Below are 25,789 nucleotides of genomic sequence, written 5' to 3' on the forward strand. Positions count from 1 at the left end.
TGCCTGACCTACAGCTCGGTGACCGAGCCGCCGGCGGCGGTGATCTTCTCCTTGGCCGACGCGCTGAACGCCTGCGCCGACACCTGGAGGGTCACCCCGCCGAGATCGCCGGTGCCGAGGACCTTGACCGGGTGGCCCTTACGGACCGCACCGGCCTCGACCAGCTCCAGCGGGCCGACCTGGCCGCCGTTGGGGAACAGTTCGGCGAGCCGGTCCAGGTTGACCACCTGGAAGACGACCTTGAACTTGTTCTTGAAGCCCTTCATCTTCGGCAGGCGCATGTGGATGGGCATCTGCCCACCCTCGAACGCCGCCGAGATGTTCTTGCGGGCCTTGGAGCCCTTGGTGCCGCGACCGGCGGTCTTGCCCTTGGAGCCCTCACCGCGACCCACCCGGGTCTTCGCGGTCTTGGCGCCCGGGGCCGGACGCAGGTGGTGAACCTTGATCGTCATTACTCGACCTCCTCGACCTTCACGAGGTGGCTGACCGTGAAGATCATGCCCCGAATCTCGGGACGGTCCTCCTTGACCACCACGTCATTGATCCGCTTCAGGCCGAGCGAACGCAGCGAGTGCCGCTGGTTCTGCTTCTTCCCGATCGCGGACCGGAGCTGGGTGACCTTCAGGCGTGCCATCAGGACGCCACCCCCGCCCGCGACGCCAGCATGGCGGCCGGCGCGACGTCCTCGACCGGCAGGCCACGACGGGCCGCGACAGCCTCCGGGGACTCCAGCCCCTTCAGCGCCGCCACCGTGGCGTGCACGATGTTGATGGGGTTGGACGAGCCGAGGCTCTTGGAGAGCACGTCGTGAATGCCCGCGCACTCCAGGACGGCACGCACCGGGCCACCGGCGATGACGCCCGTACCGGCGGACGCCGGCTTGAGCAGCACGACGCCGGCAGCGGCCTCACCCTGGATCGGGTGCGGGATCGACTGACCGATCCGCGGCACCTTGAAGAAGTGCTTCTTGGCCTCCTCGACGCCCTTGGCGATCGCCGCGGGCACCTCCTTGGCCTTTCCGTAGCCCACGCCGACCGTGCCGTCGCCGTCGCCCACGATCACCAGGGCGGTGAAGCTGAAGCGACGACCGCCCTTCACGACCTTGGCGACGCGGTTGATCGCGACGACCCGCTCAAGGTGCGGGGTCTTCTCGACGGGCGCGTTTCCGCGGCCGCCCTCACGGCGGTTGTCGCGGCGACCACCCTCGTTGCCACCGGACCCGCCGCCACGGCGCTGTTGACCTGGCATCAGCAGCCTTCCTTATCTCTCGTGACGGGGTTTCTAGAACTCGAGCCCGGCTTCGCGGGCGGCATCGGCAAGCGCGGCGACCCGCCCCGCGTACCGGTTGCCACCGCGGTCGAAGACGACCTTGGACACACCGGCGGCCTTGGCCCGCTCGGCGAGCAGGCCGCCGACCTTGCCGGCGAGGGCGCTCTTGTCGCCCTCCGCACCGCGCAGCGACGCGTCCAGGGTCGAGGCCGACGCCAGGGTGTGACCCTTGGTGTCGTCGACGATCTGGGCGACGATGTGCCGCAGGGAGCGGGTGACCACCAGGCGGGGACGCTCGGCGGTGCCGCTGACGTTCTTGCGGACCCGGAAGTGTCGACGCGCACGGCCGACGGCGCGCTTGGCGGCGACGCCGCGGCGGCGCTTGAGCAGCGTGGCGCTCACTTCTTACCTGCCTTTCCGGCCTTGCGGCGGATGACCTCGCCCTGGTACTTGACGCCCTTGCCCTTGTAGGGCTCCGGCGGGCGGATCTTCCGGATGTTGGCGGCGACCTCACCGACCTGCTGCTTGTCGATGCCGGCCACGTGGAACAGGGTCGGCCGCTCCACCGTGAAGGTGATGCCGTCCGGCGCGGGGACCAGCACCGGGTGCGAGAACCCGAGCGCGAACTCCAGGTCCTTGCCCTTGGCCGTGACCCGGTAACCGGTGCCGGCGATCTCCAGGCTCTTGCGGTAGCCCTCGGTCACCCCGACGATCATGTTGGCGACCAGGGTACGGCTCAGGCCGTGCAGTTCCTTGGCCTTGCGCTCGTCGTTCGGCCGGTTGACGTGCAACTGGCCGTCCTCGCCCCGCTCCGCCTTGATCGGCTCGGCGAGCGTGTGCGACAGCTCGCCCTTCGGGCCCTTGACCTTGACGGTCTGGCCCTCGATCTTGATGTCGACGCCGGAAGGCACCGGGATCGACTTACGTCCAATTCGCGACATTTCTACCTGTCTCCCGTTACCAGACGAAGGCGAGGACTTCCCCGCCAACGCTCCGCTTGCGGGCCTGCCGGTCGGTGAGCAGCCCCTGGGACGTCGAAATGATCGCCACGCCCAGCCCGCCGAGCACCCGCGGGAGCCCGTCCGACTTGGCGTACACCCGGAGACCGGGCTTGGACACTCGCTTGATGCCGGCCAGGCTACGCTCGCGGCTCTGGCCGTACTTCAGCTCGACGACCAGTCGCTTGCCGACGGCACCCTCTTCGGGCTCCTCGACCGACCAGGTGGCGATGTAACCCTCGGCCTTGAGGACCTCGGCGATGTTCGCCTTGATCTTCGAGTAGGGCATCGTCACCCGGTCGTGGTACGCCTGGTTGGCGTTACGCAGACGCGTGAGCATGTCTGCGATCGGGTCGGTCATCGTCATGAATTCGTCAACCTTTCTCGCCGGGGTTCCCCGGGCACGGCCCGGGGCCTACGGCGAAGAGACAGTTCAGCTGACACGCCGAAGCGCGCCGGGCTATTACCAGGAAGCCTTGGACACGCCGGGCAGCTCACCGCGGTGGGCCATCTCCCGGATGCACACCCGGCAGAGACCGAACTTGCGGTAGACCGCCTTCGGACGCCCGCACCGCTGGCAGCGGGTGTACGCGCGAACCGAGAACTTCGGCTTCGCAGCCGCCTTGATGATCAGCGCCTTCTTGGCCATCTCAGTTCTCCTTGAACGGGAAGCCCAGGAGCTTGAGCAGCGCCCGGCCCTCGTCGTCGGTCGTGGCGGTCGTGACCACCGTGATGTCCATGCCCCGCTGGCGATCGATCCGGTCCTGGTCGATCTCGTGGAACACCGACTGCTCGGTCAGGCCGAACGTGTAGTTGCCGTGCCCGTCGAGCTTGCGCCCGTCCAGGCCGCGGAAGTCACGGATACGCGGCAGCGCGATCGACAGCAGCCGGTCCAGGAACTCCCACATCCGGTCGCCGCGCAGGGTCACCTTCGCGCCGATCGGCATGCCCTCACGCAGCTTGAACTGCGCGATCGACTTGGTGGCCCGCCGCACCTGCGGCTTCTGGCCGGTGATCGTGGCCAGGTCGCGGACGGCGCCGTCGATCAGCTTGGCGTCGCGAGCGGCCTCGCCGACGCCCATGTTGACGACGATCTTGACTAGCCGCGGCACCTGCATGGGGTTGCCGAAGCTGTGCTGCTCCTGCAGCTTGGCCACGATCTCGTTGCGGTACCGCTCCTTGAGGCGCGGCAGGGTCTTGGTTTCGGTAGCCGTGGTCATCACAGGTCCTTACCGGTGCTACGCGCGATGCGGACCTTCTGGCCGTTGTCGTCGAACCGGTAACCGACCCGGGTCGGGTTCCCGTCGGAGTCCAGGACCTGCACGTTCGAGACGTGGATCGGGGCCTCCTGGGTGACGATGCCACCGGTCTTGGCGCCACGCTGGGTGGTGCTGATACGGGTGTGCCTCTTGACCCGGTTCACGCCTTCGACGAGGACCTTGTCCTGCCGCGGGTAGGACGCGATGACCTTGCCCTTGGCACCCTTGTCCTTGCCGGCGATGACGATGACCGTGTCGCCCTTCTTGACCTTCACGGTCACAACACCTCCGGCGCGAGGGAAATGATCTTCATGAACCGCTTGTCCCGCAGCTCCCGGCCCACCGGGCCGAAGATGCGGGTACCGCGCGGGTCCCCGCCGTCCTTGATGATGACGGCGGCGTTCTCGTCGAAACGGATGTACGAGCCGTCCGGCCGCCGCCGCTCCTTGGCGGTGCGGACGACGACCGCCTTGACGACGTCGCCCTTCTTCACCCCGGCACCCGGGATCGCGTCCTTGACGGTGGCCACGATGACGTCGCCGATGCTCGCGTAGCGCCGACCGGAGCCACCGAGAACCCGGATGCACAGGATCTCCCGGGCACCCGTGTTGTCGGCGACGCGCAGTCGCGACTCCTGCTGAATCACGTCTATCTCCTATGTCTGCCGGTTCTCCGGCCGCCCTCACGGGCGGCCGGAGCCTGGCGGAACCTGCGCCCGACCGAAACCGGCCGAGCTCGAGCCTTCGCTACTTGGCCTTCTCGAGGATCTCCACGATCCGCCAACGCTTGGTGGCGGACAGCGGCCGGGTCTCCATGATGAGGACCCGGTCGCCGATGCCGGCGGCGTTCGGCTCGTCGTGCACCTTCAGCTTGCGGGTACGGCGCATGATCTTGCCGTACAACGCGTGCTTGACCCGGTCCTCGACCTCGACCACGACGGTCTTGTCCATCTTGTCGCTGACCACCAGGCCCTCACGAACCTTACGGCGGGCCCGCACGGCAGCGGTGGTGTTCTCGGTCTCGCTCATGATGCAGTCACCTCAGTCGGCGCGGCCGAGAGACCCAGCTCGCGCTCACGCATGATCGTGTAGATCCGGGCGATCTCCCGACGGATGACCTGCAACCGCCGGTTGTTGTCCAGCTGACCGGTCGCGGCCTGCACGCGGAGGTTGAACAGCTCCGCCTTGGCCTCGCGCAGCTTCGTGACCAGCTCCTCCTCGGAGAGCTCACGCAGCTCGGAAGGCTTGACGCCCGCTGCCATCAGGATTCACCCACTTCGCGCGTAACAATGCGGCACTTCATCGGGAGCTTGTGGATCGCGCGACGCATCGCCTCTCGCGCGATCTGCTCGTTGGGGAAGGACATCTCGAAGAGAACCCGCCCCGGCTTGACGTTCGCGACCCACCACTCGGGCGAGCCCTTACCGGAACCCATCCGGGTTTCGGCCGGCTTCTTGGTGAGGGCCTGGTCCGGGAAGACCGTGATCCAGACCTTGCCACCACGCTTGATGTGCCGGGTCATGGCGATACGAGCCGCCTCGATCTGCCGGTTGGTCACGTACGCCGGCTCGAGAGCCTGGATCCCGAACTCGCCGAACACCACCCGGTTACCACCCTTGGACGCACCGTGGCGGTCCGGGTGGTGCGGCTTGCGGAAGCCCTTCGGGGGCTTGCGCGGCATCAGCATCTGTCAGCCCTCCTGCTGCGTTTCTGCCGGCTGGGTGACGGCCGCGGCGACAGCGGAGCTGTCGACCGGCTCACCACTCGGCGTCTCGGCCTGCTGCGCGATGGTCGTCGCGGCAGCCCGGCCGGCCTCGGTACCGCCGGCGGTCGTACCGGACGAACCCGACCGGCCACGACGCGGCCGCTCGGGGCGGTCGCCACGCTCACCACGACGCGGGCGGGACGGACCGGCCTCGGCCGGAGCCTCCCGGCCCGGGACGGCGTCGCCCTTGTAGATCCAGACCTTCACGCCGATCCGGCCGAAGGTGGTACGGGCCTCGAAGAAGCCGTACTCGATGTTGGCCCGCAGCGTGTGCAGCGGGACCCGACCCTCGCGGTAGAACTCCGTCCGGCTCATCTCGGCGCCGCCGAGACGGCCCGAGACCTGCACCCGGATGCCCTTGCAGACGGGGTTCTTCATCGCCGACTGCATGGACTTGCGCATGGCCCGACGGAAGCTGACCCGGCTGGAGAGCTGCTCGGCGACGCCCTGGGCGACCAGCTGCGCGTCCGACTCGGGGTTCTTCACCTCGATGATGTTCAGCTGCACCTGCTTGCCGGTGAGCTTCTCCAGCTCGCCGCGGATCCGGTCGGCCTCCGCACCCTTACGGCCGATGACGATGCCCGGCCGGGCGGTGTGGATGTCGACCCGGACGCGGTCCCGGGTGCGCTCGATGTCGACCTTGGAGATGCCGGCGCGCTCGAGCCCCTTGGACATCATCCGGCGGATCTTGACGTCCTCGCCGATGTAGTCCTTGTAGAGCTTGTCCGCGAACCAGCGGGACTTCCAGTCGGTCGAGATGCCGAGCCGGAATCCAGTGGGGTGAACCTTCTGACCCATTACTCGGCACCCTCCGTCTTACTCTCGGTCGCCGCGGGCTCGGCCTGCTGCGCCGGCGCCGCCTTCTTCGCTGCGGACTTCTTCGCCGCAGCCGGCGCGACCGCCTCGACCGCCACGGTGATGTGGCAGGTGCGCTTGCGGATCCGGTACGCCCGGCCCTGCGCCCGCGGCCGGAACCGCTTCATGGTCGGGCCCTCGTCGACGAACGCCTCGCTGACGAGCAGCGCGCCGGGGTCCAGCCGCTCGTTGTTCTCCGCGTTGGCAATCGCGCTCGCGAGCACCTTGTACACCTGCTCGCTCGCCGCCTGCGGCGCGAACTGCAGCACCGTGAGCGCCTCCTTCGCGGGCAGGCCGCGGACGAGGTTGACCACCCGGCGCGCCTTCATCGGCGAGATGCGCACGTGTCGCGCAACCGCCCGCGCGCCCGGAAGCACCGGAGCGTCGCCCTTTCCTGGCATCGCTGTAACCCCTTGTTCCTCTATCCGTATGCCCGCGGCTCAGCGCCGGCGGCTCTTCCGGTCGTCCTTCTCGTGACCCTTGAACGTGCGGGTCAGCGCGAACTCGCCGAGCTTGTGCCCGACCATGGCCTCGGTCACGAACACCGGGACGTGCTTGCGTCCGTCGTGCACGGCGATCGTGTGCCCGAGCATCTCGGGGATGATCGTCGAGCGGCGCGACCAGGTCTTGATGACGTTCTTCGAGCCCTTGTCGTTCTGCGTCTCCACCTTCTTGAGCAGGTGGTCGTCGATGAACGGGCCCTTCTTCAGGCTGCGAGGCATGCTCTATCTCCCTCAGCCGCGCTTACGCGTGGCGTAGCGGCGGCGGACGATCAGCCGGTCGCTCGGCTGGCCCTTACGACGGGTGCGGCCCTCGGGCTTACCCTGCGGGTTCACCGGGTGACGACCACCGGAGGTCTTACCCTCACCACCACCGTGCGGGTGGTCGACCGGGTTCATCGCGACACCACGGACGGTCGGGCGCTTGCCCTTCCACCGCATCCGGCCGGCCTTGCCCCAGTTGATGTTCGACTGGTCGGCGTTGCCGATCTCGCCGATGCTGGCGCGGCAGCGCACGTCGACCCGCCGGATCTCACCGGACGGCATCCGGAGGGTCGCGTAGACGCCCTCCCGGCCGAGCAGCTGGATGCCGACGCCGGCCGAACGGGCCAGCTTGGCGCCGCCGCCCGGACGCAGCTCCACGTTGTGGATGGTGGTACCTACCGGGATGTTGCGCAGCGGCAGGTTGTTGCCCGGCTTGATGTCGGCGCCCGGACCGGACTCGACCCGGTCGCCCTGCTTCATGTCCTTCGGCGCGAGGATGTAGCGCTTCTCGCCGTCGGCGTAGTGCAGCAGCGCGATGCGCGCGGTGCGGTTCGGGTCGTACTCGATGTGCGCGACCTTCGCCGGCACGCCGTCCTTGTCGACCCGCTTGAAGTCGATCAGGCGGTACTGCCGCTTGTGGCCGCCGCCGTGGTGCCGGGTGGTGATCCGGCCGTGGGCGTTGCGACCACCCTTCTTGGGCAGCGGAGCCAGCAGGGACTTCTCCGGCGTGGACCGGGTGATCTCGGCGAAGTCGGCGACGCTGGAGCCGCGTCGGCCCGGCGTCGTCGGCTTGTACTTACGGATAGCCATTGTCTACACCCCTCAGCTGACCGGGCCGCCGAAGGCCTCGATACGGTCACCGTCAGCCAGCTTCACGATCGCCCGCTTGGTCGCCTTGCGCTGACCGAAGCCGGTCTTGGTGCGCTTGCGCTTGCCCTGGCGGTTGAGCGTGTTGACCGTCAGGACGCGGACGTTGAAGATCTGCTGGATAGCGATCTTGATCTCGGTCTTGTTCGCGTCCGGGTGCACCAGGAAGGTGTACCAGTTCCGGTTCAGCTCGCTGTAGCTCTTCTCCGAGACGACCGGCGCGACGATGATGTCCCGCGGGTCGGCGATCGTGCTCACTTGCCACCCTCCTCGGTGGTCTCGGCGGCGGACTCGGCCGCAGGGCCGGCCTCCGCGGGCACGCCCAGGAACTCGTCCAGGGCGTCCTTGGTGAAGACCACGTCGTCGGCCACCAGCACGTCGTACGTGTTGAGCTGGCCGGACTCGATCAGGTGCACCCGCGGCTCGTTGCGCAGCGACACCCAGTTCAGCTCGTCGATGCTGCTCAGCACGACCAGGACCCGACGGGCCTCGGTCAGCTTGCCCAGCGTGGCCAGCGCCGTCTTGGTCGACGGCTTCTCGCCCGAGACGAACGCCTCGACGACGTGCACCTGGCCGGCGCGGGCCCGGTCGGAGAGGGCGCCACGCAGGGCGGCGGCCTTCATCTTCTTCGGGGTCCGCTGGCTGTAGTCGCGCGGCACCGGGCCGTGGACCACGCCACCGCCGGCGAACTGCGGCGCGCGGATCGAGCCCTGCCGGGCCCGACCGGTGCCCTTCTGCTTGTACGGCTTCTTGCCCCCACCGGCGACCTCGCCGCGGGTCTTGACCTTGTGGGTGCCCTGCCGGGCCGCCGCGAGCTGAGCCACCACGACCTGGTGCATCAGCGCGATGTTGGCCTGGACGTCGAAGATGTCGGCCGGCAGCTCGACGGAGCCGCTCGTGGCGCCTTCGGCGTTGCGGACGTCAACGGTGGTCACTTGGCCACACCGCCCTTCTTCGCCTTCGTCTTGGCCGCGGTGCGGACCAGGACCAGCGCGCCCTTGGGGCCGGGGATGGCACCACGGACGAGCAGGAGGTTGTTCTCGGTGTCGACCGCCTGGACGGTCAGGTTCTGGACGGTGTAGCGCACGCCACCCATCCGGCCCGCCATCCGGGTGCCCTTGAAGACACGACCCGGGGTCGCGCAGGCGCCGATGGAGCCCGGCGAGCGGTGCTTGCGCTCGACACCGTGGCTGGCGCGCAGGCCGTGGAAGCCGTGCCGCTTCATCGGGCCGGCGTAGCCCTTGCCCTTGGTCTTGCCGGTGACGTCGATGGTCACGCCGACCGGGAACTCCTCGACCGTGACCTCCTGCCCCAGCGAGTAGTCCGCGGCGTTCGAGGTGCGCAGCTCGACGATGTGCCGGCGCGGCGCCACGTCCGCCTTGGCGTAGTGCCCGCTGAGCGGCTTCTTGGCCTTGCGCGGGTCGATCGTGCCGTAGGCGAGCTGGACCGCGGAGTAACCGTCCTTCTCGGCGCTACGCACCTGGCTGACGACGCACGGGCCGGCCTGAACCACGGTCACGGGCACAACCTTGTTGTTGTCCCAGACCTGGGTCATACCGAGCTTGGCGCCCAGGATCCCCTTGACTTGCCTGTCCATTTGTCCGGTCCCTACAGCTTGATCTCGATGTCGACGCCAGCCGGCAGGTCGAGGCGCATGAGCGAGTCGACCGTCTTCGGGGTCGGGTCGATGATGTCGATCAGCCGCTTGTGCGTACGCATCTCGAAGTGCTCGCGCGAGTCCTTGTACTTGTGCGGCGAGCGGATGACGCAGAAACGGTTGATCTCCGTGGGCAGCGGCACCGGGCCCGCGACCTGCGCCCCGGTGCGCGTCACCGTCTCGACGATCTTCCGCGCCGAGGAGTCGACGACCTCGTGGTCATAGGCCTTGAGCCGGATGCGGATCTTCTGTCCCGCCATGGTGGCTTCTGTTCCTTCTCTCGATGCCGCTGTGTTGCGGGCGCCTGTACCGGCTGGCACAGGCCCGCTTCGCCGACCCCCGCGGTCGGGCGTGTCGCGCCCTCGGACCAGGCTCCGCCCCGAGTCTCCGGAGCGGCTCTCTGACCACACGGTGGGTCAAGGCGCCGATCGCATCACAGCGATCTGGACGCCGTGCGAGGGTGGTTGACCGCCAGGGGCGATCAACCACCCTACGCGCGATTGTCAGTGTCCCGGAGGTCCAACTTACGCCGGACACGGGCGACTAACCGTCGTTACGCAACCTGACTAGTATGCCGCACGACCGGCGGCAACGCTAATCGGGGTTACCTAGTTCACTTGATGATCTTGGTGACGCGACCAGCGCCGACCGTACGACCACCCTCGCGGATCGCGAACTTGAGGTTGTCCTCCATCGCGATGGGCTGGATGAGCTTCACGGCCATCGTGGTGTTGTCGCCCGGCATGACCATCTCGGTGCCCTCGGGGAGGGTGACGACACCGGTGACGTCCGTGGTCCGGAAGTAGAACTGCGGGCGGTAGTTCTGGAAGAACGGGGTGTGCCGGCCGCCCTCCTCCTTGGAGAGGATGTAGACCGTCGCCTCGAACTCCGTGTGCGGGGTGCTGGTGCCCGGCTTGACGACCACCATGCCGCGCTCGACGTCCTCGCGCTTGATGCCACGCAGCAGCAGACCGACGTTCTCGCCCGCGCGGGCCTCGTCGAGCAGCTTGCGGAACATCTCGATGCCGGTGCAGACCGTCTTCTGCGACTTCTCGCGGATGCCGACGATCTCCACCTCCTCGTTCGGCTTGAGGATGCCGCGCTCGGCGCGACCCGTGACGACCGTGCCACGACCGGTGATCGTGAAGACGTCCTCGATCGGCATCAGGAACGGCTTCTCGGTCTCGCGCTCGGGCTGCGGGATCGCGGTGTCGACCGCGTTCATCAGCTCCAGCAGGCGACCGGTCCACTCGGGGTCACCCTCGAGGGCCTTCAGCGCCGAGACCCGGACGACCGGCAGGTCGTCACCCGGGTACTCCTGCGCCGACAGCAGCTCGCGGACCTCGAGCTCGACGAGCTCCAGGAGCTCCTCGTCGTCGACCATGTCGCTCTTGTTGAGCGCCACGACGATGTACGGCACACCGACCTGACGGGCCAGCAGCACGTGCTCGCGGGTCTGCGGCATCGGACCGTCGGTCGCCGCGACCACCAGGATCGCGCCGTCCATCTGGGCGGCACCGGTGATCATGTTCTTGATGTAGTCGGCGTGCCCGGGGCAGTCGACGTGCGCGTAGTGCCGCGACTCGGTCTGGTACTCGACGTGTGCGATCGAGATCGTGATGCCGCGGGCCTTCTCCTCCGGCGCCTTGTCGATCTGGTCGAACGGCGTGTACGGGTTGAGGTCCGGGTACTGGTCGTGCAGGACCTTGGTGATGGCCGCCGTCAGCGTCGTCTTACCGTGGTCAATGTGACCAATGGTGCCGATGTTGACGTGCGGCTTAGTCCGCTCGAACTTAGCCTTCGCCACTGGTGTCCTCCTGTGGACTTCTTGGTTCGCGCCCCGGCGCGCCGGACGGCGCTTAGGACTCTGTCGACAGCCTTTCCGGCCTTCGGCCGGAGAGCTTGGTGGGTTCTGCGGCGATGAAGCCTACAGGCCCGGATTCATACAACCCGACCGAGGTGGTCGCGGGTGGGATTCCCGCCCGCGACCTGCCCCGGCTCACCGGATCAGCAGCGGGTGAGCGTCACTCACCCGTCGCCTTGGCGATGATCTCCTTCGCCACGCTCTGCGGAACCTCGGCGTAGGAGTCGAACTGCATGCTGTAGCTAGCCCGGCCCTGGGTCTTCGACCGCAGGTCGCCGACGTAGCCGAACATCTCCGACAACGGCACCAGAGCCCTCACGATGCGGGCGCCGCTGCGCTCCTCCATCGCCTGGATGATGCCGCGGCGGGAGTTGAGGTCGCCGATGACGTCACCCATGTTCTCCTCAGGAGTGGTGACCTCAACGGCCATCATCGGCTCGAGCAATGCCGGGTCGGCCTTGCGGGCCGCGTCCTTCATCACCATGGAGCCGGCGATCTTGAATGCCATTTCCGACGAGTCGACCTCGTGGTACTGACCGTCCAGCAGGCTCAGCTTGACGCCGACCAGCGGGAAGCCCGCCAGGATGCCGTACTGCATGGCGTCCTGCGCGCCGGCGTCGACCGACGGGATGAACTCCCGCGGGATACGACCGCCGCTGACCGCGTTGACGAACTCGTAGGTCGGCGACTCGTTGTCCAGCGGCAGCGGCTCGATGCTCACGATGACGCGGGCGTACTGGCCGGAGCCACCGGTCTGCTTCTTGTGCGTGTACTCGACCTTGTCCACCTTGCGGCGGATGGTCTCGCGGTACGCCACCTGCGGCTTGCCGACGTTGGCCTCGACGTTGAACTCGCGGCGCATCCGGTCGACCAGGATGTCCAGGTGCAGCTCGCCCATGCCGGAGATGACCGTCTGACCGGTCTCCTCGTCGAGCCGGACCCGGAAGGTCGGGTCCTCCTCGGCCAGCCGCTGGATCGCGGTGCCGAGCTTCTCCTGGTCGGACTTGGTCTTCGGCTCGATCGCCACCGAGATGACCGGCTCCGGGAAGGTCATCGACTCCAGGATCACCGGGTTCGCCGGGTCGGAGAGCGTGTCGCCGGTGGTGGTCTGCTTGAGACCCTGCACCGCGATGATGTCGCCGGCCTGCGCCGACGGACGCTCTTCCCGCTTGTTGGCGTGCATCTGGTAGATCTTGCCGATCCGCTCCTTGCGGTCCTTGGTGGAGTTGACCACCTGGGAACCGGATTCGAGCAGGCCGGAGTAGACCCGGACGTAGGTGAGCTTGCCGAGGTGCTTGTCCGTCTGGATCTTGAAGGCGAGGCCCGAGAACGGCTCGTTCTTCGACGGCTTGCGCAGCAGCGGGGTCTCCCCGTCGGTGGCCGTACCCTCGATGGCGGGAACGTCCAGCGGCGACGGCAGGAAGTCGACCACGGCGTCGAGCATGGGCTGCACGCCCTTGTTCTTGAACGCCGAGCCGCACAGCACCGGGTTGGCCTTGCTGGCGATGGTGGCCCGCCGGATGGCGGCCTTGATCTCCTCGACGGAGATCTCCTCGCCCTCCAGGTACTTCTCCATCACCGCGTCGTCGACGTCGGCCAGGGTCTCCATCAGCTTCTCGCGCCACTCGGCCGCGGAGTCGGCCAGGTCGGCCGGGATCTCCTCGATCGCGTAGTCCTCACCCTTCTGGGTCTCCCCGCGCCAGGTGAGGGCGCGCATGCCGATCAGGTCGACGACACCGATGTGGTCGCCCTCGAGCCCGATCGGGATCTGGAGCACCAGCGGGGTGGCGTTGAGCCGGTCGATCATCATCTGCACGCAGCGGAAGAAGTCCGCGCCCGTGCGGTCGAGCTTGTTGACGAAGCACATCCGCGGGACGTGGTACTTGTCGGCCTGCCGCCAGACGTTCTCCGTCTGCGGCTCCACGCCGGCGACGCCGTCGTAGACCGCGACCGCACCGTCCAGCACCCGCAGCGACCGCTCGACCTCGACCGTGAAGTCGACGTGACCGGGCGTGTCGATGATCTGGATCGTGTGGCCCTTCCACTCACACTTGGTAGCAGCAGAGGTGATCGTGATGCCACGCTCCTGCTCCTGCTCCATCCAGTCCATGACGGCAGCGCCCTCGTGGACCTCACCGATCTTGTAGGTGATACCGGTGTAGAACAGGATCCGCTCGGTGGTCGTGGTCTTACCGGCATCGATGTGCGCCATGATGCCGATGTTGCGTACGTTGGCGAGCGCGTCTGCGGCGGCCACTTCAATCCCTACTTATCGTCGTCTCGACTCGACCGATGGCGGTTCCGGCGCCGGTCCGGCGCCGGAACCGGGCTGTTACCAGCGGTAGTGCGCGAAGGCCTTGTTGGACTCCGCCATCTTGTGGGTGTCCTCGCGCCGCTTGACGGCGGCGCCCAGACCGTTGCTCGCGTCCAGCAGCTCGTTCATCAGCCGCTCGATCATGGTCTTCTCACGACGGGCCTTGGAGTACGTCACCAGCCAGCGCAGACCGAGGGTGGTCGCCCGGGCCGGGCGGACCTCGACCGGCACCTGGTAGGTGGCGCCACCGACACGGCGGCTGCGCACCTCAAGGGTCGGCTTGACGTTGTCCATCGCCCGCTTGAGGGTGACGACCGGGTCGGTGCCGCTCTTCTCGCGGCAGCCCTCCAGGGCCGCGTACACGATGCGCTCGGCGAGCTGACGCTTACCGCGCATCAGGATCTTGTTGACCAGCTGGGTGACCAGAGGCGAGTTGTACACCGGGTCAGCGACCAGCGGCTTCCGCGGAGCGGGTCCCTTACGCGGCATGTCAGCTCTTCTCCTTCTTCGCGCCGTAACGGCTGCGCGCCTGCTTGCGGTTCCGGACACCCTGGGTGTCCAGCGAACCGCGGACGATCTTGTAACGCACGCCGGGGAGGTCCTTCACCCGGCCGCCGCGGACGAGCACGATCGAGTGCTCCTGCAGGTTGTGACCCACGCCCGGGATGTAGGCGGTCACCTCGATCTGGCTGCTGAGCTTGACACGAGCGACCTTGCGGAGCGCCGAGTTCGGCTTCTTGGGGGTGGTGGTGTACACGCGGGTGCACACACCGCGCCGCTGAGGGGATCCCTTCAGCGCCGGGGTCTTGGTCTTGGTCGTCTTGGCCTGGCGGCCCTTTCGGACCAGCTGCTGAATGGTGGGCACCGGGTTTCTCCGCTCCCTTCGGCCGCTCACGCGACCGCGCCGTCTGCTCGTTAGCCGACCTGATGGCCGGCTCTCCTACATTCCGACCGGGACCGCCTCACGGAAGTCCCGGCACCCGCGGTCGGGCGTGTCGCCTGATTCGCGGTTCCGGTGCGGTCGCTCACGCGCGCACCGGGTTTCTGTCACCGGCGCGTGATCGTCCGCACGCCGGGTCCTGGGCTGTGTCGTACGGCCGCTGGATCTCCGGATCAATCCGGGTCCCGCGCACGCACGAGTCGCCCGGGCATGCCCGGGCGCAAGGGGAAAGAGTACCTACCACAGCCTCGCAGGTCAAAACGGGCTGGTCCGACGGGTCTCAGATCCCCGTCGGTCGCGCCGTGCGCCCTGGTCTGCTCGCCCGTGGCGGGCCCCTAGGACCTCCAGTGTACCGGCTGCCGCGTGCCGCAGCCCGTCACCCCCGGGCGACGGGGGTCACGCCAGCTGCACCAGCAACGCCAGTCCCAGCCCCAGCCCCAGCAGGCTGAGCACCAGCCCCACCCCACCACAGCTGATCCCGGCCGTCGCCAGGCCCCGACCGGTGAACCGCACCGCCGGAGGCGGCGCGGCCCGGCGGATCTGGCGGCGGGCCAGCAGACCGGCGACGATCGCCGCCGCGCCGGCCAGCGCGCCGGGCACGGTGAACGCGCCGGCCGCCCACGCCCCGCCGAGCCGCGCTCCCCCCACGCCGAAGCAGATCACCAGGAACGACACCAGGATCGACGCCACCCCGGCGATCAGCGACCCCACCGCCAGGCCGGAGGTGACCGCCGGGACGTCCAGGTGCACCACCGCGAAGGGCGTGCCGGGGACCGGGTCGACCCGTCTCGGGGCGCGGGGGGCGTCCGGCGGCGGCGGGGGCAGCGCCCCGGGTCCGTGCCCCGAGGGCGTCGGCCAACCCGTCCCGGCCGGCGCACCCGCCAACTGTCCCGGGTACGACCCGGACGGCATCCCCGGGTGCACCCCGGGATAGGCCCCACCGGTCCCCGGATACGCCCCACCCGCAGCGGGGTACGGCGACGCGGCGGGGTGCGAGGAGCCCGCTGCGGGGAACGGCCCGGCGGCGGAGGTCGGCGGCGGGGCGTACCCGATCGGAGCGGCCTCCGGCGGGATGCCGGTGCCATGGACCGGTCCGGGGACGGACGGCGTCCCCCAGGGGCCGGCGGCCCACGGATCGGGCCGGCCGAATGCCCCGACCCCGTGGTCGGACCGGGTCGGGTCGACGGACCCCGGGTCGGATCGGGCCACGCCGACCGGGTCGGTGCCGGCGGGGCGGGCCGCGACGGCGTCGTTGCCGGGATCGGGGGAGCCGCCGGGCGGGCCGCCCGGGTCGCCTCCCGACGGCGGCGCCGGTTCCGTCACGGGGTGTCCTCCTGTCGCGATGTGGGGTCCACCGTCACGCGACGGACACCGGCCAGGCTACCGCCGCCGCGCACCGCGGGTGCCCCCCACCGGATCATCACCCCGACGGGTCAGTCCACGTGCGGCGCGAAGTCCTGCCCGTACGGGGACCCGGCCAGCCGGACCACGCCGATCACCACCAGTGTCACCACCGCGACCGCGACCAGCACCAACCCCGCCCAGGCCAACCGCTCCCCCCGCCGCAGCCAGGCCGCACCGGTGAGGAAACCACCCGAGGCGTACGCCTCCCGGCGGGCCTGCCGCGCCAACTGGAGGGCGATCGTGGCGGGCACCACCCCGCCGACGAAGAGCCCGGTCAACGCCCCGATCAGCCCGAGCGCGAAGACGGCCCGCGCCTTGGTGGCGCGCACCGGGTCGGGGTCGAGCGGATGACGTGGCGGCTGGTACGCCACCGGCACCTGCCCCGCAGCGGTCGTCATGCCCACCATCATGCCCGGCCGACGGCCGCCCCGGGCACTCCCCCGGCGGACCCGGACCCGGCGGAGATCCCCCCGGGCCCCGGAAACGACGAAGGCCCCCGGCGTGGTGCCGGGGGCCTTCGTCAGAGGTTGCTCAGCGGTACGACCCGAAGTCGAAGTCGTCCAGCGGAACCGCCTGGCCGCTGGCCGGCCCGAAGCCGTAGTCGGTCTCCGGGTAGCCGGTCATCGAGTAGACCTTGGCCTTCGCCTCCTCGGTCGGCTCGACCCGGACGTTGCGGTACTTGCTGATGCCGGTACCCGCCGGGATGAGCTTGCCGATGATCACGTTCTCCTTGAGGCCGACCAGCGAGTCGCTGCGCGAGTTGATCGCCGCGTCGGTCAGCACCCGGGTGGTCTCCTGGAAGGAGGCCGCGGAGAGCCAGGAGTCGGTGGCCAGCGAGGCCTTGGTGATACCCATCAGCACCGGGCGACCGGCGGCGGGCTCGCCACCCTCGCCGACGAGCCGGCGGTTCTCCGACTCGAACAGCGCCCGGTCGACCAGCACACCCGGCAGGAACTCCGTGGAGCCGGAGTCGATGACCGTCACCCGCTTGAGCATCTGGCGGATGATGATCTCGATGTGCTTGTCGTGGATGAGTACACCCTGCGAGCGGTAGACCTCCTGGACCTCACTGGTCAGGTGGACCTGGACCGCCCGCGGACCCATGATCCGCAGCAGCTCGTGCGGGTCGATGGTGCCCTCGGTGAGCTTCTCGCCGACCGCGACGTGACCGCCGTCGTGGGTCCGCAGCCGGACCCGCTTGGAGATCTTGTCGTAGACGATCTCCTCGCTGCCGTCGTCGGGCACCACGATGATCTTGCGGGAACGCTCGCCGTCCTCGATCCGGATCCGGCCCGGGGTGTCGGCGATGGGCGCCTTGCCCTTCGGGACCCGGGCCTCGAAGATCTCCTGCACACGCGGCAGACCCTGGGTGATGTCCTCACCCGCGACACCACCGGTGTGGAAGGTACGCATCGTCAGCTGGGTACCCGGCTCACCGATCGACTGGGCGGCGATGATGCCGACCGCCTCGCCGACGTCCACGGTCTTGCCGGTCGGCAGCGAGCGGCCGTAGCACGCACCGCAGACGCCCAGCTTCGACTCGCAGGTGAGCACGCTGCGCACCCGGACCGTCTCCACCCCGGCGGCGACGATCTTGTCGACCCCGATGGAGTTGAGGTCCTGACCCCGGTGGGCCACCACGGTGCCGTCCGGCCCCTTGATGTCGTCGGCCAGGGTACGGGCGTGCACGCTGGTCTCGGCGTGCTCGTGCACCGCCAGCCGGCCACCCTCCAGACGCTCGCCGATCTGCATCGGGATCGCCCGGTCGGTGCCGCAGTCCTCCTCGCGGATGATCACGTCCTGCGAGACGTCCACCAGACGACGGGTCAGGTAACCCGAGTCGGCGGTACGCAGCGCGGTGTCGGCCAGACCCTTACGGGCACCGTGCGTGGAGATGAAGTACTCCAGCACGGACAGACCCTCCCGGTAGCTGGCCTTGATCGGCCGCGGGATGATCTCGCCCTTCGGGTTGGCCACCAGACCACGGATCGCCGCGATCTGCCGGAGCTGGAGCAGGTTACCGCGGGCACCCGAGTGGATCATCTTCCACAGCGGGTTCTCCTGCGGCAGCGCGGTGTCCATCTCCTTGGCGACCTCGTTGGTCGCCTTGGTCCAGATCTCGATCAGCTCGCCGCGACGCTCCTCGGCGGTCATCAGGCCACGCTGGTACTGCTTGTCGATCCGGTCGGCTTCCTTCTCGTACTTCTCCAGGATCTCCCGCTTGCGCGGCGGAGCGATGACGTCCTCCATGCCGATGGTGACGCCGGACCAGGTGGCCCAGTGGAAGCCGGCCTCCTTGAGGCCGTCCAGGGTGGCCGCCAGGGCCACCTTCGGGAAGCGCTCGGCGAGGTCGTTGACGATCGCGGAGAGCTGACCCTTGCGGATCTCGTAGTTCACGAACCGGTAGCCCTGCGGCAGCGTCTCGTTGAACAGGACCCGGCCCAGCGTGGTCTCCACGGTCAGGGCCTCACCCTCGACCCAGCCCTCGGGGGCGACCCAGGGCTCGGCGCCGGCGCCGTTGTCGACACCGACCACGCCGCGCAGCCGGATCTTGACCGGGGTCTGCAGGTGCAACTCGCTCGCGTCGAACGCCATCCGCGCCTCGGCGTCCGAGCTGAACGCCCGGCCCTCGCCCGTGCCACCCGGGGTCAGGTGGGTCAGGTGGTAGAGACCGATGACCATGTCCTGGGTGGGCATGGTGACCGGCTTGCCGTCGGCCGGCTTGAGGATGTTGTTCGACGACAGCATCAGGATCCGCGCCTCGGCCTGGGCCTCGGCCGACAGCGGCACGTGCACCGCCATCTGGTCACCGTCGAAGTCGGCGTTGAACGCGGTGCAGACCAGCGGGTGGATCTGGATCGCCTTGCCCTCGACCAGCTGCGGCTCGAAGGCCTGGATGCCCAGGCGGTGCAGGGTCGGCGCACGGTTGAGCAGCACCGGGTGCTCGCCGATGACCTCTTCCAGCACGTCCCACACGACCGGGCGCTGACGCTCGACCATCCGCTTGGCGGACTTGATGTTCTGCGCGTGGTTGAGATCGACCAGCCGCTTCATCACGAACGGCTTGAACAGCTCCAGCGCCATCTGCTTGGGCAGGCCGCACTGGTGCAGCTTGAGCTTGGGGCCGACCACGATGACCGAACGGCCGGAGTAGTCGACGCGCTTGCCGAGCAGGTTCTGCCGGAACCGGCCCTGCTTGCCCTTGAGCATGTCGGACAGCGACTTGAGCGGGCGGTTACCCGGGCCGGTGACCGGCCGGCCACGACGGCCGTTGTCGAACAGCGCGTCGACGGCCTCCTGGAGCATCCGCTTCTCGTTGTTGACGATGATCTCGGGGGCACCGAGGTCGATCAGGCGCTTGAGCCGGTTGTTCCGGTTGATCACACGGCGGTACAGGTCGTTCAGGTCGGAGGTCGCGAAGCGGCCACCGTCGAGCTGCACCATCGGGCGCAGGTCCGGCGGGATGACCGGGACGCAGTCCAGCACCATGCCGAGCGGCGAGTTGCGGGTGTTCAGGAACGCCGCGACGACCTTCAGCCGCTTGAGCGCGCGGATCTTCCGCTGGCCCTTGCCGGAGCGGATGGTCTCGCGCAGGCTCTCGGCCTCGGCGCCGAGGTCCATGTTCTGGACCAGCGCCTTGATGGCCTCGGCGCCCATGCCGCCGGTGAAGTACTCGCCGAACCGGTCGCGCAGCTCACGGTAGAGCAGCTCGTCGGTGACCAACTGCTTCGAGTCGAGCTTGCGGAAGGTGTCGAGGACCTCGTCGAGGCGGTCGATCTCGCGCTGGGCCCGGTCGCGGATCTGGCGCATCTCGCGCTCTCCGCCCTCCTTGACCTTGCGCCGGACGTCCGCCTTGGCACCCTCGGCCTCCAGCTCGGCCAGGTCGGCCTCGAGCTTGGCGGCCCGCTTCTCGATCTCCGAGTCACGGCTGTTCTCGGACTGCCGCTTCTCGGCGAGGATCTCGTTCTCGATCGTCGACAGGTCACGGTGACGCGCCTCGGCGTCCACGCTCGTCACGACGTACGAGGCGAAGTAGATGATCTTTTCGAGGTCCTTGGGGGCGAGGTCCAGCAGGTAGCCCAGCCGGCTCGGCACGCCCTTGAAGTACCAGATGTGGGTCACCGGAGCAGCCAGCTCGATGTGCCCCATCCGCTCACGACGGACCTTGGACCGGGTCACCTCGACGCCGCAGCGCTCGCAGATGATGCCCTTGAACCGGACCCGCTTGTACTTACCGCAGTAGCACTCCCAGTCCCGCTGAGGGCCGAAGATCTTCTCGCAGAAGAGTCCGTCCTTCTCCGGCTTGAGGGTGCGGTAGTTGATCGTCTCAGGCTTCTTGACCTCACCGTGCGACCACTGGCGGATGTCATCCGCGGTCGCGAGGCCGATGCGCAGCTCGTCGAAGAAGTTGACGTCGAGCACTATGTCCCCTATGTCGTCGTCTGTACAGCTAGATCACGGGCGGGGGTGGGGGCCGACCGACTCGCGTCGGGCTCACGCCTGACCGCCCGAGCGGGTCGGCCGGCCCCCACCGCCACCACCTACACCTCTTCGACCGAGCTCGGCTCGCGCCGGGACAGGTCGATGCCCAGCTCCTCCGCGGCCCGGAACACCTCGTCGTCGGTCTCGCGCATCTCCAGGGCCACCCCGTCGCTGCTGAGCACCTCGACGTTCAGGCACAGCGACTGGAGCTCCTTGAGCAACACCTTGAACGACTCCGGGATGCCCGGCTCGGGGATGTTCTCGCCCTTGACGATCGCCTCGTAGACCTTGACCCGGCCCAGGACGTCGTCGGACTTGATGGTCAGCAGTTCCTGCAGGGCGTAGGCGGCGCCGTACGCCTGCATGGCCCAGCACTCCATCTCACCGAAACGCTGGCCACCGAACTGCGCCTTACCACCCAGCGGCTGTTGCGTGATCATCGAGTACGGACCGGTCGAACGAGCGTGGATCTTGTCGTCGACCAGGTGGTTGAGCTTCAGGATGTAGATGTAACCGACCGCGATCGGGTCGGGCAGCGGCTCGCCGGAACGACCGTCGAACAGCTGCGCCTTGCCGGAGGAACCGATCAGCTGCTTGCCGTCCCGGTTGGGCAGGGTCGACGAGAGCAGACCGGAGATCTCCTCCTCGCGGGCACCGTCGAAGACCGGAGTGGCCACGTTGGTGTCCGGCTCGGACTCGTGCGCCTCGATCGACCGGAGCTGACGCTTCCAGTCGGTGTCGTCGCCGTCCACGCTCCAGCCGGTCTTGGCCACCCACCCGAGGTGGGTCTCCAGGACCTGGCCGATGTTCATCCGGGACGGCACACCCAGCGGGTTGAGCACGATGTCGACCGGGGTGCCGTCCTCCAGGAACGGCATGTCCTCGATCGGCAGGATCTTCGAGATGACGCCCTTGTTGCCGTGCCGGCCGGCGAGCTTGTCACCGTCCTGGATCTTGCGCTTCTGGGCGACGTACACCCGGACCAGCTCGTTGACGCCCGGCGGCAGTTCGTCGCCGTCCTCGCGGGAGAACGTGCGCACCCCGATGACCGTGCCGGTCTCGCCGTGCGGCACCTTCAGCGAGGTGTCCCGGACCTCCCGGGCCTTCTCGCCGAAGATCGCGCGCAGCAGCCGCTCCTCCGGGGTCAGCTCGGTCTCGCCCTTCGGCGTGACCTTGCCGACCAGGATGTCGCCGGGGACGACCTCGGCGCCGATCCGGATGATGCCGCGCTCGTCGAGGTCGGCGAGCATCTCCTCGCTGACGTTCGGGATGTCCCGGGTGATCTCCTCCGGGCCGAGCTTGGTGTCCCGGGCGTCGACCTCGTGCTCCTCGATGTGGATCGAGGTGAGCACGTCCTGCTGCACGAGGCGCTGCGACAGGATGATCGCGTCCTCGTAGTTGTGACCCTCCCAGCACATGAACGCCACCAGCAGGTTGCGTCCGAGCGCCATCTCGCCCTCGTCGGTGCACGGACCGTCGGCGATGACCTGGCCGGCCTCGACGCGGTCGCCCTCGAAGACGACCGGCTTCTGGTTGACGCAGGAGCCGGCGTTGGAGCGGCGGAACTTGTGCAGCAGGTACGTCCGGCGGTGGCCGTCGTCCTGGTGGATGGTGATGTAGTCGGCGCAGAGATCCTCGATCATGCCACCGACCTCGGCCACCACCACGTCACCGGCGTCGACCGCGGCACGGTATTCCATGCCGGTGCCGACCAGCGGCGACTCCGCCTTGACCAGCGGCACCGCCTGACGCTGCATGTTGGCGCCCATCAGCGCGCGGTTGGCGTCGTCGTGCTCCAGGAACGGGATCATCGCGGTCGCGACCGAGGTCATCTGCCGCGGCGACACGTCCATGTAGTCGACGGCACCGGGGACCACGTCCTCGGTCTCGCCACCCTTACGGCGACACAGCACCCGGTCCTCGGCGAACGTGCCGTCCGCCTGCAGCGGCGCGTTGGCCTGCGCCTTGACGAACCGGTCCTCCTCGTCCGCGGTCAGGTAGTCGATCTGGTCGGTGACCCGACCCTCGACGACCTTCCGGTACGGCGTCTCGATGAAGCCGAACGGGTTGACCCGGGCGAAGGTGGACAGCGCGCCGATCAGGCCGATGTTCGGGCCTTCCGGCGTCTCGATCGGGCACATCCGACCGTAGTGGGACGGGTGTACGTCCCGGACCTCGAAGCCGGCCCGCTCGCGGGACAGACCACCCGGGCCGAGCGCGCTCAGCCGACGCCGGTGGGTCAGGCCCGCCAGCGGGTTGGTCTGGTCCATGAACTGGGACAGCTGCGACGTGCCGAAGAACTCCTTGATCGCCGCCACCACCGGGCGGATGTTGATCAGGGTCTGCGGCGTGATCGCCTCGACGTCCTGGGTGGTCATCCGCTCGCGGACGACCCGCTCCATCCGGGAAAGACCGACCCGGACCTGGTTCTGGATCAGCTCGCCCACGGTACGCAGGCGACGGTTGCCAAAGTGGTCGATGTCGTCGGCCTCATAGCCGTCCTCACCGGCGTGCAGCCGGCAGAGGTACTCCACGGTGGCGACGACGTCGTCCTCGGTCAGCGTGCCGGTGGTGATCGGCACGGCCACTTCGAGCTTCTTGTTGAACTTGTAGCGCCCGACCTTGGCGACGTCGTACCGCTTCGGGTTGAAGAAGAGGTTGTCGAGCAGGGTCTGGGCGTTCTCGCGGGTCGGCGGCTCGCCAGGGCGGAGCTTGCGGTAGATGTCGAGCAGGGCCTCGTCCTGGCCGGCGATGTGGTCCTTCTCGAGCGTGGTCATCATCAGCTCGGACCAGCCGAACTTCTCGCGGATCTGCTCGGCGGACCAACCGATGGCCTTGAGCAGGACCGTGACGGCCTGCCGGCGCTTGCGGTCGATGCGGACGCCGACCGTGTCGCGCTTGTCGATGTCGAACTCCAGCCAGGCACCCCGACTCGGGATGACCTTGACGCTGGAGAGGTCGCGGTCGGAGGTCTTGTCCGGCTCCTTGGAGAAGTACACGCCCGGGGACCGGACGAGCTGGCTGACCACGACGCGCTCGGTGCCGTTGATGATGAAGGTGCCCTTGGGCGTCATCATCGGGAAGTCACCCATGAACACCGTCTGGCTCTTGATCTCGCCGGTGGTGTTGTTGGTGAACTCCGCCGTCACGAACAGCGGGGCGCAGTAGGTCAGGTCCTTCTCCTTGCACTCCTCGATCGAGGCCTTGACCTCGTCGAAGCGCGGTGCCGAGAAGGAAAGCGACATGGTGCCGGAGAAGTCCTCAATGGGACTGATCTCGTCGAGGATTTCCGCGAGACCCGAGCGTGCGTGCGGGTCGTCCGCCGACCGGCCCTGCCAAGCCTCGTTGCCGACGAGCCAGTCGAAGGACTCGTTCTGAATGGCGAGGAGGTTGGGGACCTCGAGGTGTTCGGTGATCCTGCCGAAAGAAACTCGGCGGGGAGCGAAAGCGCTCGACGTACGACTGGTCTTCGCAGGGCGGGAAGCTGCCAAGATGCGTCCTTCCGAGGACCGGTGCTGCATAACGGCTGGTACGCGTGCACTCCAATGACCCCACCAGAAATATCCGTAAACGGACATTTCCGAGCAGGGGTCAAGTCGGAAGGCAGCGCAAACTAGCAGTGTAGCCGAGAGGCTAACCGCTGTCCAGCCCATCCCGCAGGTCGTCGCGGAACGTGCCTCGGGGCCCCGGAAAACCGGGGTCACACCGGGCCGCTCGGAACGCGACGTTCCTGTCGGGCCGCTCGGGTGCAGCGGCTGCTGATGCTGCCGCAGCCATTACCCAAGAGGTGGCCGTCGCAAGCGCGGAAGGTCTTGCTGGTGTCAGCGTGCCTGGCAGGTCGGGGCCGCGTCAAGAGCCTCCTCGCGGCTGCTCGCCGGGTTTCCCACGGACGGGCTACCCGCCGACGTCCCCGCCGCGTCGCACCGCCGGTGCGAACACCCTGCTCACGCCACTGATACCCGGAGTCACCAAGCAGGACGGGCGGTGATCCGTTGTCGGATCACCGCCCGTTCAGGTTGCGGTGTGCCGCGGCTCACGAGCCGGACAGCCGCGGAGGTCGACCCGCGAGGTCGACCTCAGGTCACTTGAGGGTGACCTTGGCGCCTTCGCCCTCGAGCTTGGCCTTGGCCTTCTCGGCGGTCTCCTTGTTGACCTTCTCCAGGATCGCCTTCGGGGCGGCCTCGACCGCGTCCTTGGCCTCCTTGAGGCCCAGGCCGGTCAGCTCACGCACGACCTTGATGACCTGGATCTTCTTGCCACCGTCGGCCTCGAGGACGACGTCGAACTCGTCCTTCTCCGGCTCGGCCTCGGCCGGGGCGGCAGCGCCGCCGGCAGCGGCGACCGCGACCGGCGCGGCAGCGGTGACCTCGAAGGTCTCCTCGAACTGCTTCACGAACTCAGAGAGCTCGATCAGCGTCATCTCCTTGAACGCGTCGAGCAGCTCGTCGGTGCTGAGCTTCGCCATGTCTGGCGTCCTTTCTCGCAATGAAAATTAAGAACGTGGTGCGCCGGGAGGGCCTCAGGCCGCCTCGGCGCCCTCCTGCTCGCGCTTCTTGTCCGCCAGGGCGGCCGCCGCACGGGCGGCCTTGGAGAGCGGTGCCTGGAACAGGGCCGCGGCCTTGCTCAGGTTGCCCTTCATCGCGCCGGCCAGCTTGGCCAGCAGCACCTCACGGGACTCCAGGTCGGCGAGCTTCGAGACCTCGGCCGCGGAAATGGCCTTGCCCTCGAAGACACCGCCCTTGATGACGAGCTTCGGGTTGGCCTTCGCGAAGTCGCGAAGACCCTTCGCCGCCTCGACGACGTCGCCCGAAACGAAAGTCAGCGCGGTAGGACCGGTGAACAGCTCGTCGAGGCCGGAGATGCCCGCCTCGGTCGCGGCACGCTTCGCCAGCGTGTTCTTCGCGACCGTGTAGGTGGTCTCCTTGCCGAGCGAGCGCCGCAGCTGGGTGAGCTGGGAAACCGTCAGACCACGGTACTCGGTGAGCACCGCAGCGCCCGAGGTACGGAAGCTCTCGGTCAGCTCAGCGACGGCCGTGGCCTTGTCGGCCCGGATCGGCTTGTCCGCCATGTCCCTCCTCTCTCGTTACTCGGAGCTGGTCGCCGTCGAGGAGCACGAGGCTCTGCGACGGCACCGGAGGCGTCACGACAACGAAAAAGCCCCGGCGCAGGGCGCGCGGGGCGAGGGCCGGGCCGATCACCGTGGTCGGCAGACCACGGGGAGGAACCGTATTACGCTTACCGCCCTGCGCGGGTCGCCCGTCATCGCGGAGCCTTCGACCGTGCCGGGGCACGGTGACCAGCGGTCTCTGGGTGGAACTACCGGCCCAGGTTACGCGACGCGTCCACCCATCG

Annotated in this window: 31 protein-coding genes; all 31 read right to left on the bottom strand. The window is 68.4% G+C overall.

From position 1 onward, the window contains the following. Nucleotides 1-8 precede the first annotated feature (8 nt). Nucleotides 9-452, bottom strand: coding sequence for a 50S ribosomal protein L15 (rplO, locus tag GA0070216_RS08825; protein WP_067301456.1), 444 nt, complete (start codon nt 450-452; stop codon nt 9-11). After that, nucleotides 452-634 (bottom strand): 50S ribosomal protein L30, encoded by a 183-nt coding sequence (gene rpmD, locus GA0070216_RS08830; protein WP_091241994.1) that lies wholly within the window; start codon nt 632-634, stop codon nt 452-454. The genes rplO and rpmD overlap by 1 nt, the downstream gene beginning before the upstream one ends. After that, nucleotides 634-1,248, bottom strand: a complete 615-nt coding sequence (rpsE, locus tag GA0070216_RS08835) for a 30S ribosomal protein S5 (RefSeq protein ID WP_088646996.1) — start codon at nt 1,246-1,248, stop codon at nt 634-636. Before rpsE ends, rpmD begins: the two co-directional genes overlap by 1 nt. A gap of 33 nt (nt 1,249-1,281) precedes the next feature. Further along, nucleotides 1,282-1,671 (bottom strand): 50S ribosomal protein L18, encoded by a 390-nt coding sequence (gene rplR, locus GA0070216_RS08840; RefSeq protein WP_091241997.1) that lies wholly within the window; start codon nt 1,669-1,671, stop codon nt 1,282-1,284. Beyond that, entirely contained in the window at nt 1,668-2,210 is a 543-nt protein-coding gene (rplF, locus tag GA0070216_RS08845) for a 50S ribosomal protein L6 (RefSeq protein WP_091242002.1), read from the bottom strand. The genes rplR and rplF overlap by 4 nt, the downstream gene beginning before the upstream one ends. 16 nt (nt 2,211-2,226) lie before the next feature. After that, entirely contained in the window at nt 2,227-2,634 is a 408-nt protein-coding gene (gene rpsH / locus GA0070216_RS08850) for a 30S ribosomal protein S8 (RefSeq protein WP_091242005.1), read from the bottom strand. Nucleotides 2,635-2,730: 96 nt separating this feature from the next. Then, a complete protein-coding gene (locus tag GA0070216_RS08855; RefSeq protein ID WP_007465272.1) occupies nt 2,731-2,916 on the bottom strand; it encodes a type Z 30S ribosomal protein S14 in 186 nt (61 codons plus the stop codon). A gap of 1 nt (nt 2,917) precedes the next feature. Then, nucleotides 2,918-3,487 (bottom strand): 50S ribosomal protein L5, encoded by a 570-nt coding sequence (gene rplE, locus GA0070216_RS08860; protein WP_091242008.1) that lies wholly within the window; start codon nt 3,485-3,487, stop codon nt 2,918-2,920. Next, on the bottom strand, nt 3,487-3,807 hold the full coding sequence (gene rplX, locus GA0070216_RS08865) for a 50S ribosomal protein L24 (protein WP_176738884.1): 321 nt from the start codon (nt 3,805-3,807) through the stop codon (nt 3,487-3,489). Before rplX ends, rplE begins: the two co-directional genes overlap by 1 nt. Next, a complete protein-coding gene (gene rplN, locus GA0070216_RS08870; RefSeq protein WP_007465279.1) occupies nt 3,804-4,172 on the bottom strand; it encodes a 50S ribosomal protein L14 in 369 nt (122 codons plus the stop codon). Before rplN ends, rplX begins: the two co-directional genes overlap by 4 nt. A 100-nt stretch (nt 4,173-4,272) precedes the next feature. Beyond that, a complete protein-coding gene (gene rpsQ, locus GA0070216_RS08875) occupies nt 4,273-4,554 on the bottom strand; it encodes a 30S ribosomal protein S17 (RefSeq protein ID WP_091242012.1) in 282 nt (93 codons plus the stop codon). Next, nucleotides 4,551-4,787, bottom strand: a complete 237-nt coding sequence (gene rpmC, locus GA0070216_RS08880) for a 50S ribosomal protein L29 (RefSeq protein ID WP_013288628.1) — start codon at nt 4,785-4,787, stop codon at nt 4,551-4,553. The genes rpsQ and rpmC overlap by 4 nt, the downstream gene beginning before the upstream one ends. Next, entirely contained in the window at nt 4,787-5,212 is a 426-nt protein-coding gene (gene rplP / locus GA0070216_RS08885; protein ID WP_091242015.1) for a 50S ribosomal protein L16, read from the bottom strand. The genes rpmC and rplP overlap by 1 nt, the downstream gene beginning before the upstream one ends. A 3-nt stretch (nt 5,213-5,215) precedes the next feature. Then, entirely contained in the window at nt 5,216-6,088 is an 873-nt protein-coding gene (rpsC, locus tag GA0070216_RS08890; protein ID WP_091242018.1) for a 30S ribosomal protein S3, read from the bottom strand. Beyond that, nucleotides 6,088-6,546, bottom strand: a complete 459-nt coding sequence (gene rplV / locus GA0070216_RS08895; RefSeq protein WP_091242021.1) for a 50S ribosomal protein L22 — start codon at nt 6,544-6,546, stop codon at nt 6,088-6,090. Before rplV ends, rpsC begins: the two co-directional genes overlap by 1 nt. 39 nt (nt 6,547-6,585) lie before the next feature. Then, nucleotides 6,586-6,867, bottom strand: a complete 282-nt coding sequence (gene rpsS, locus GA0070216_RS08900) for a 30S ribosomal protein S19 (protein WP_088647003.1) — start codon at nt 6,865-6,867, stop codon at nt 6,586-6,588. A gap of 12 nt (nt 6,868-6,879) precedes the next feature. Then, nucleotides 6,880-7,719, bottom strand: coding sequence for a 50S ribosomal protein L2 (gene rplB / locus GA0070216_RS08905; protein ID WP_091242024.1), 840 nt, complete (start codon nt 7,717-7,719; stop codon nt 6,880-6,882). 12 nt (nt 7,720-7,731) lie between these two features. Next, nucleotides 7,732-8,034, bottom strand: a complete 303-nt coding sequence (rplW, locus tag GA0070216_RS08910; protein WP_007465304.1) for a 50S ribosomal protein L23 — start codon at nt 8,032-8,034, stop codon at nt 7,732-7,734. Then, a complete protein-coding gene (gene rplD, locus GA0070216_RS08915; protein ID WP_091242028.1) occupies nt 8,031-8,711 on the bottom strand; it encodes a 50S ribosomal protein L4 in 681 nt (226 codons plus the stop codon). Before rplD ends, rplW begins: the two co-directional genes overlap by 4 nt. Next, a complete protein-coding gene (gene rplC, locus GA0070216_RS08920) occupies nt 8,708-9,373 on the bottom strand; it encodes a 50S ribosomal protein L3 (protein ID WP_091242032.1) in 666 nt (221 codons plus the stop codon). The genes rplD and rplC overlap by 4 nt, the downstream gene beginning before the upstream one ends. Nucleotides 9,374-9,384: 11 nt before the next feature. Beyond that, nucleotides 9,385-9,693, bottom strand: a complete 309-nt coding sequence (rpsJ, locus tag GA0070216_RS08925; protein ID WP_007073037.1) for a 30S ribosomal protein S10 — start codon at nt 9,691-9,693, stop codon at nt 9,385-9,387. Nucleotides 9,694-10,046: 353 nt separating this feature from the next. Next, on the bottom strand, nt 10,047-11,240 hold the full coding sequence (tuf, locus tag GA0070216_RS08930) for an elongation factor Tu (RefSeq protein WP_091242035.1): 1,194 nt from the start codon (nt 11,238-11,240) through the stop codon (nt 10,047-10,049). Between the two features lie 217 nt (nt 11,241-11,457). Beyond that, on the bottom strand, nt 11,458-13,554 hold the full coding sequence (fusA, locus tag GA0070216_RS08935; protein ID WP_091242039.1) for an elongation factor G: 2,097 nt from the start codon (nt 13,552-13,554) through the stop codon (nt 11,458-11,460). Between the two features lie 75 nt (nt 13,555-13,629). Beyond that, nucleotides 13,630-14,100 carry a 30S ribosomal protein S7 gene (rpsG, locus tag GA0070216_RS08940; RefSeq protein ID WP_091242043.1) on the bottom strand — a complete coding sequence of 157 codons (471 nt, stop codon included), beginning with the start codon at nt 14,098-14,100 and terminating at the stop codon, nt 13,630-13,632. Between the two features lies 1 nt (nt 14,101). Beyond that, entirely contained in the window at nt 14,102-14,476 is a 375-nt protein-coding gene (gene rpsL / locus GA0070216_RS08945; protein WP_007465318.1) for a 30S ribosomal protein S12, read from the bottom strand. Nucleotides 14,477-14,947: 471 nt separating this feature from the next. Beyond that, nucleotides 14,948-15,376: a hypothetical protein gene (locus tag GA0070216_RS08950; protein WP_091242690.1), complete on the bottom strand. Its 429-nt coding sequence runs from the start codon at nt 15,374-15,376 to the stop codon at nt 14,948-14,950. Between the two features lie 608 nt (nt 15,377-15,984). Further along, nucleotides 15,985-16,353, bottom strand: a complete 369-nt coding sequence (locus GA0070216_RS08955; RefSeq protein WP_091242694.1) for a hypothetical protein — start codon at nt 16,351-16,353, stop codon at nt 15,985-15,987. Between the two features lie 133 nt (nt 16,354-16,486). Continuing rightward, on the bottom strand, nt 16,487-20,377 hold the full coding sequence (locus GA0070216_RS08960; protein ID WP_091242044.1) for a DNA-directed RNA polymerase subunit beta': 3,891 nt from the start codon (nt 20,375-20,377) through the stop codon (nt 16,487-16,489). Between the two features lie 119 nt (nt 20,378-20,496). Beyond that, nucleotides 20,497-23,928 carry a DNA-directed RNA polymerase subunit beta gene (gene rpoB, locus GA0070216_RS08965; protein ID WP_091242047.1) on the bottom strand — a complete coding sequence of 1,144 codons (3,432 nt, stop codon included), beginning with the start codon at nt 23,926-23,928 and terminating at the stop codon, nt 20,497-20,499. A 590-nt stretch (nt 23,929-24,518) separates the two neighbouring features. Then, a complete protein-coding gene (rplL, locus tag GA0070216_RS08970; RefSeq protein WP_091242050.1) occupies nt 24,519-24,902 on the bottom strand; it encodes a 50S ribosomal protein L7/L12 in 384 nt (127 codons plus the stop codon). Between the two features lie 54 nt (nt 24,903-24,956). Beyond that, a complete protein-coding gene (rplJ, locus tag GA0070216_RS08975; protein ID WP_091242053.1) occupies nt 24,957-25,505 on the bottom strand; it encodes a 50S ribosomal protein L10 in 549 nt (182 codons plus the stop codon). Nucleotides 25,506-25,789: the final 284 nt, after the last annotated feature.

The sequence above is a fragment of the Micromonospora matsumotoense genome (genome assembly GCF_900091525.1).
GTDB lineage: Bacteria > Actinomycetota > Actinomycetes > Mycobacteriales > Micromonosporaceae > Micromonospora > Micromonospora matsumotoensis.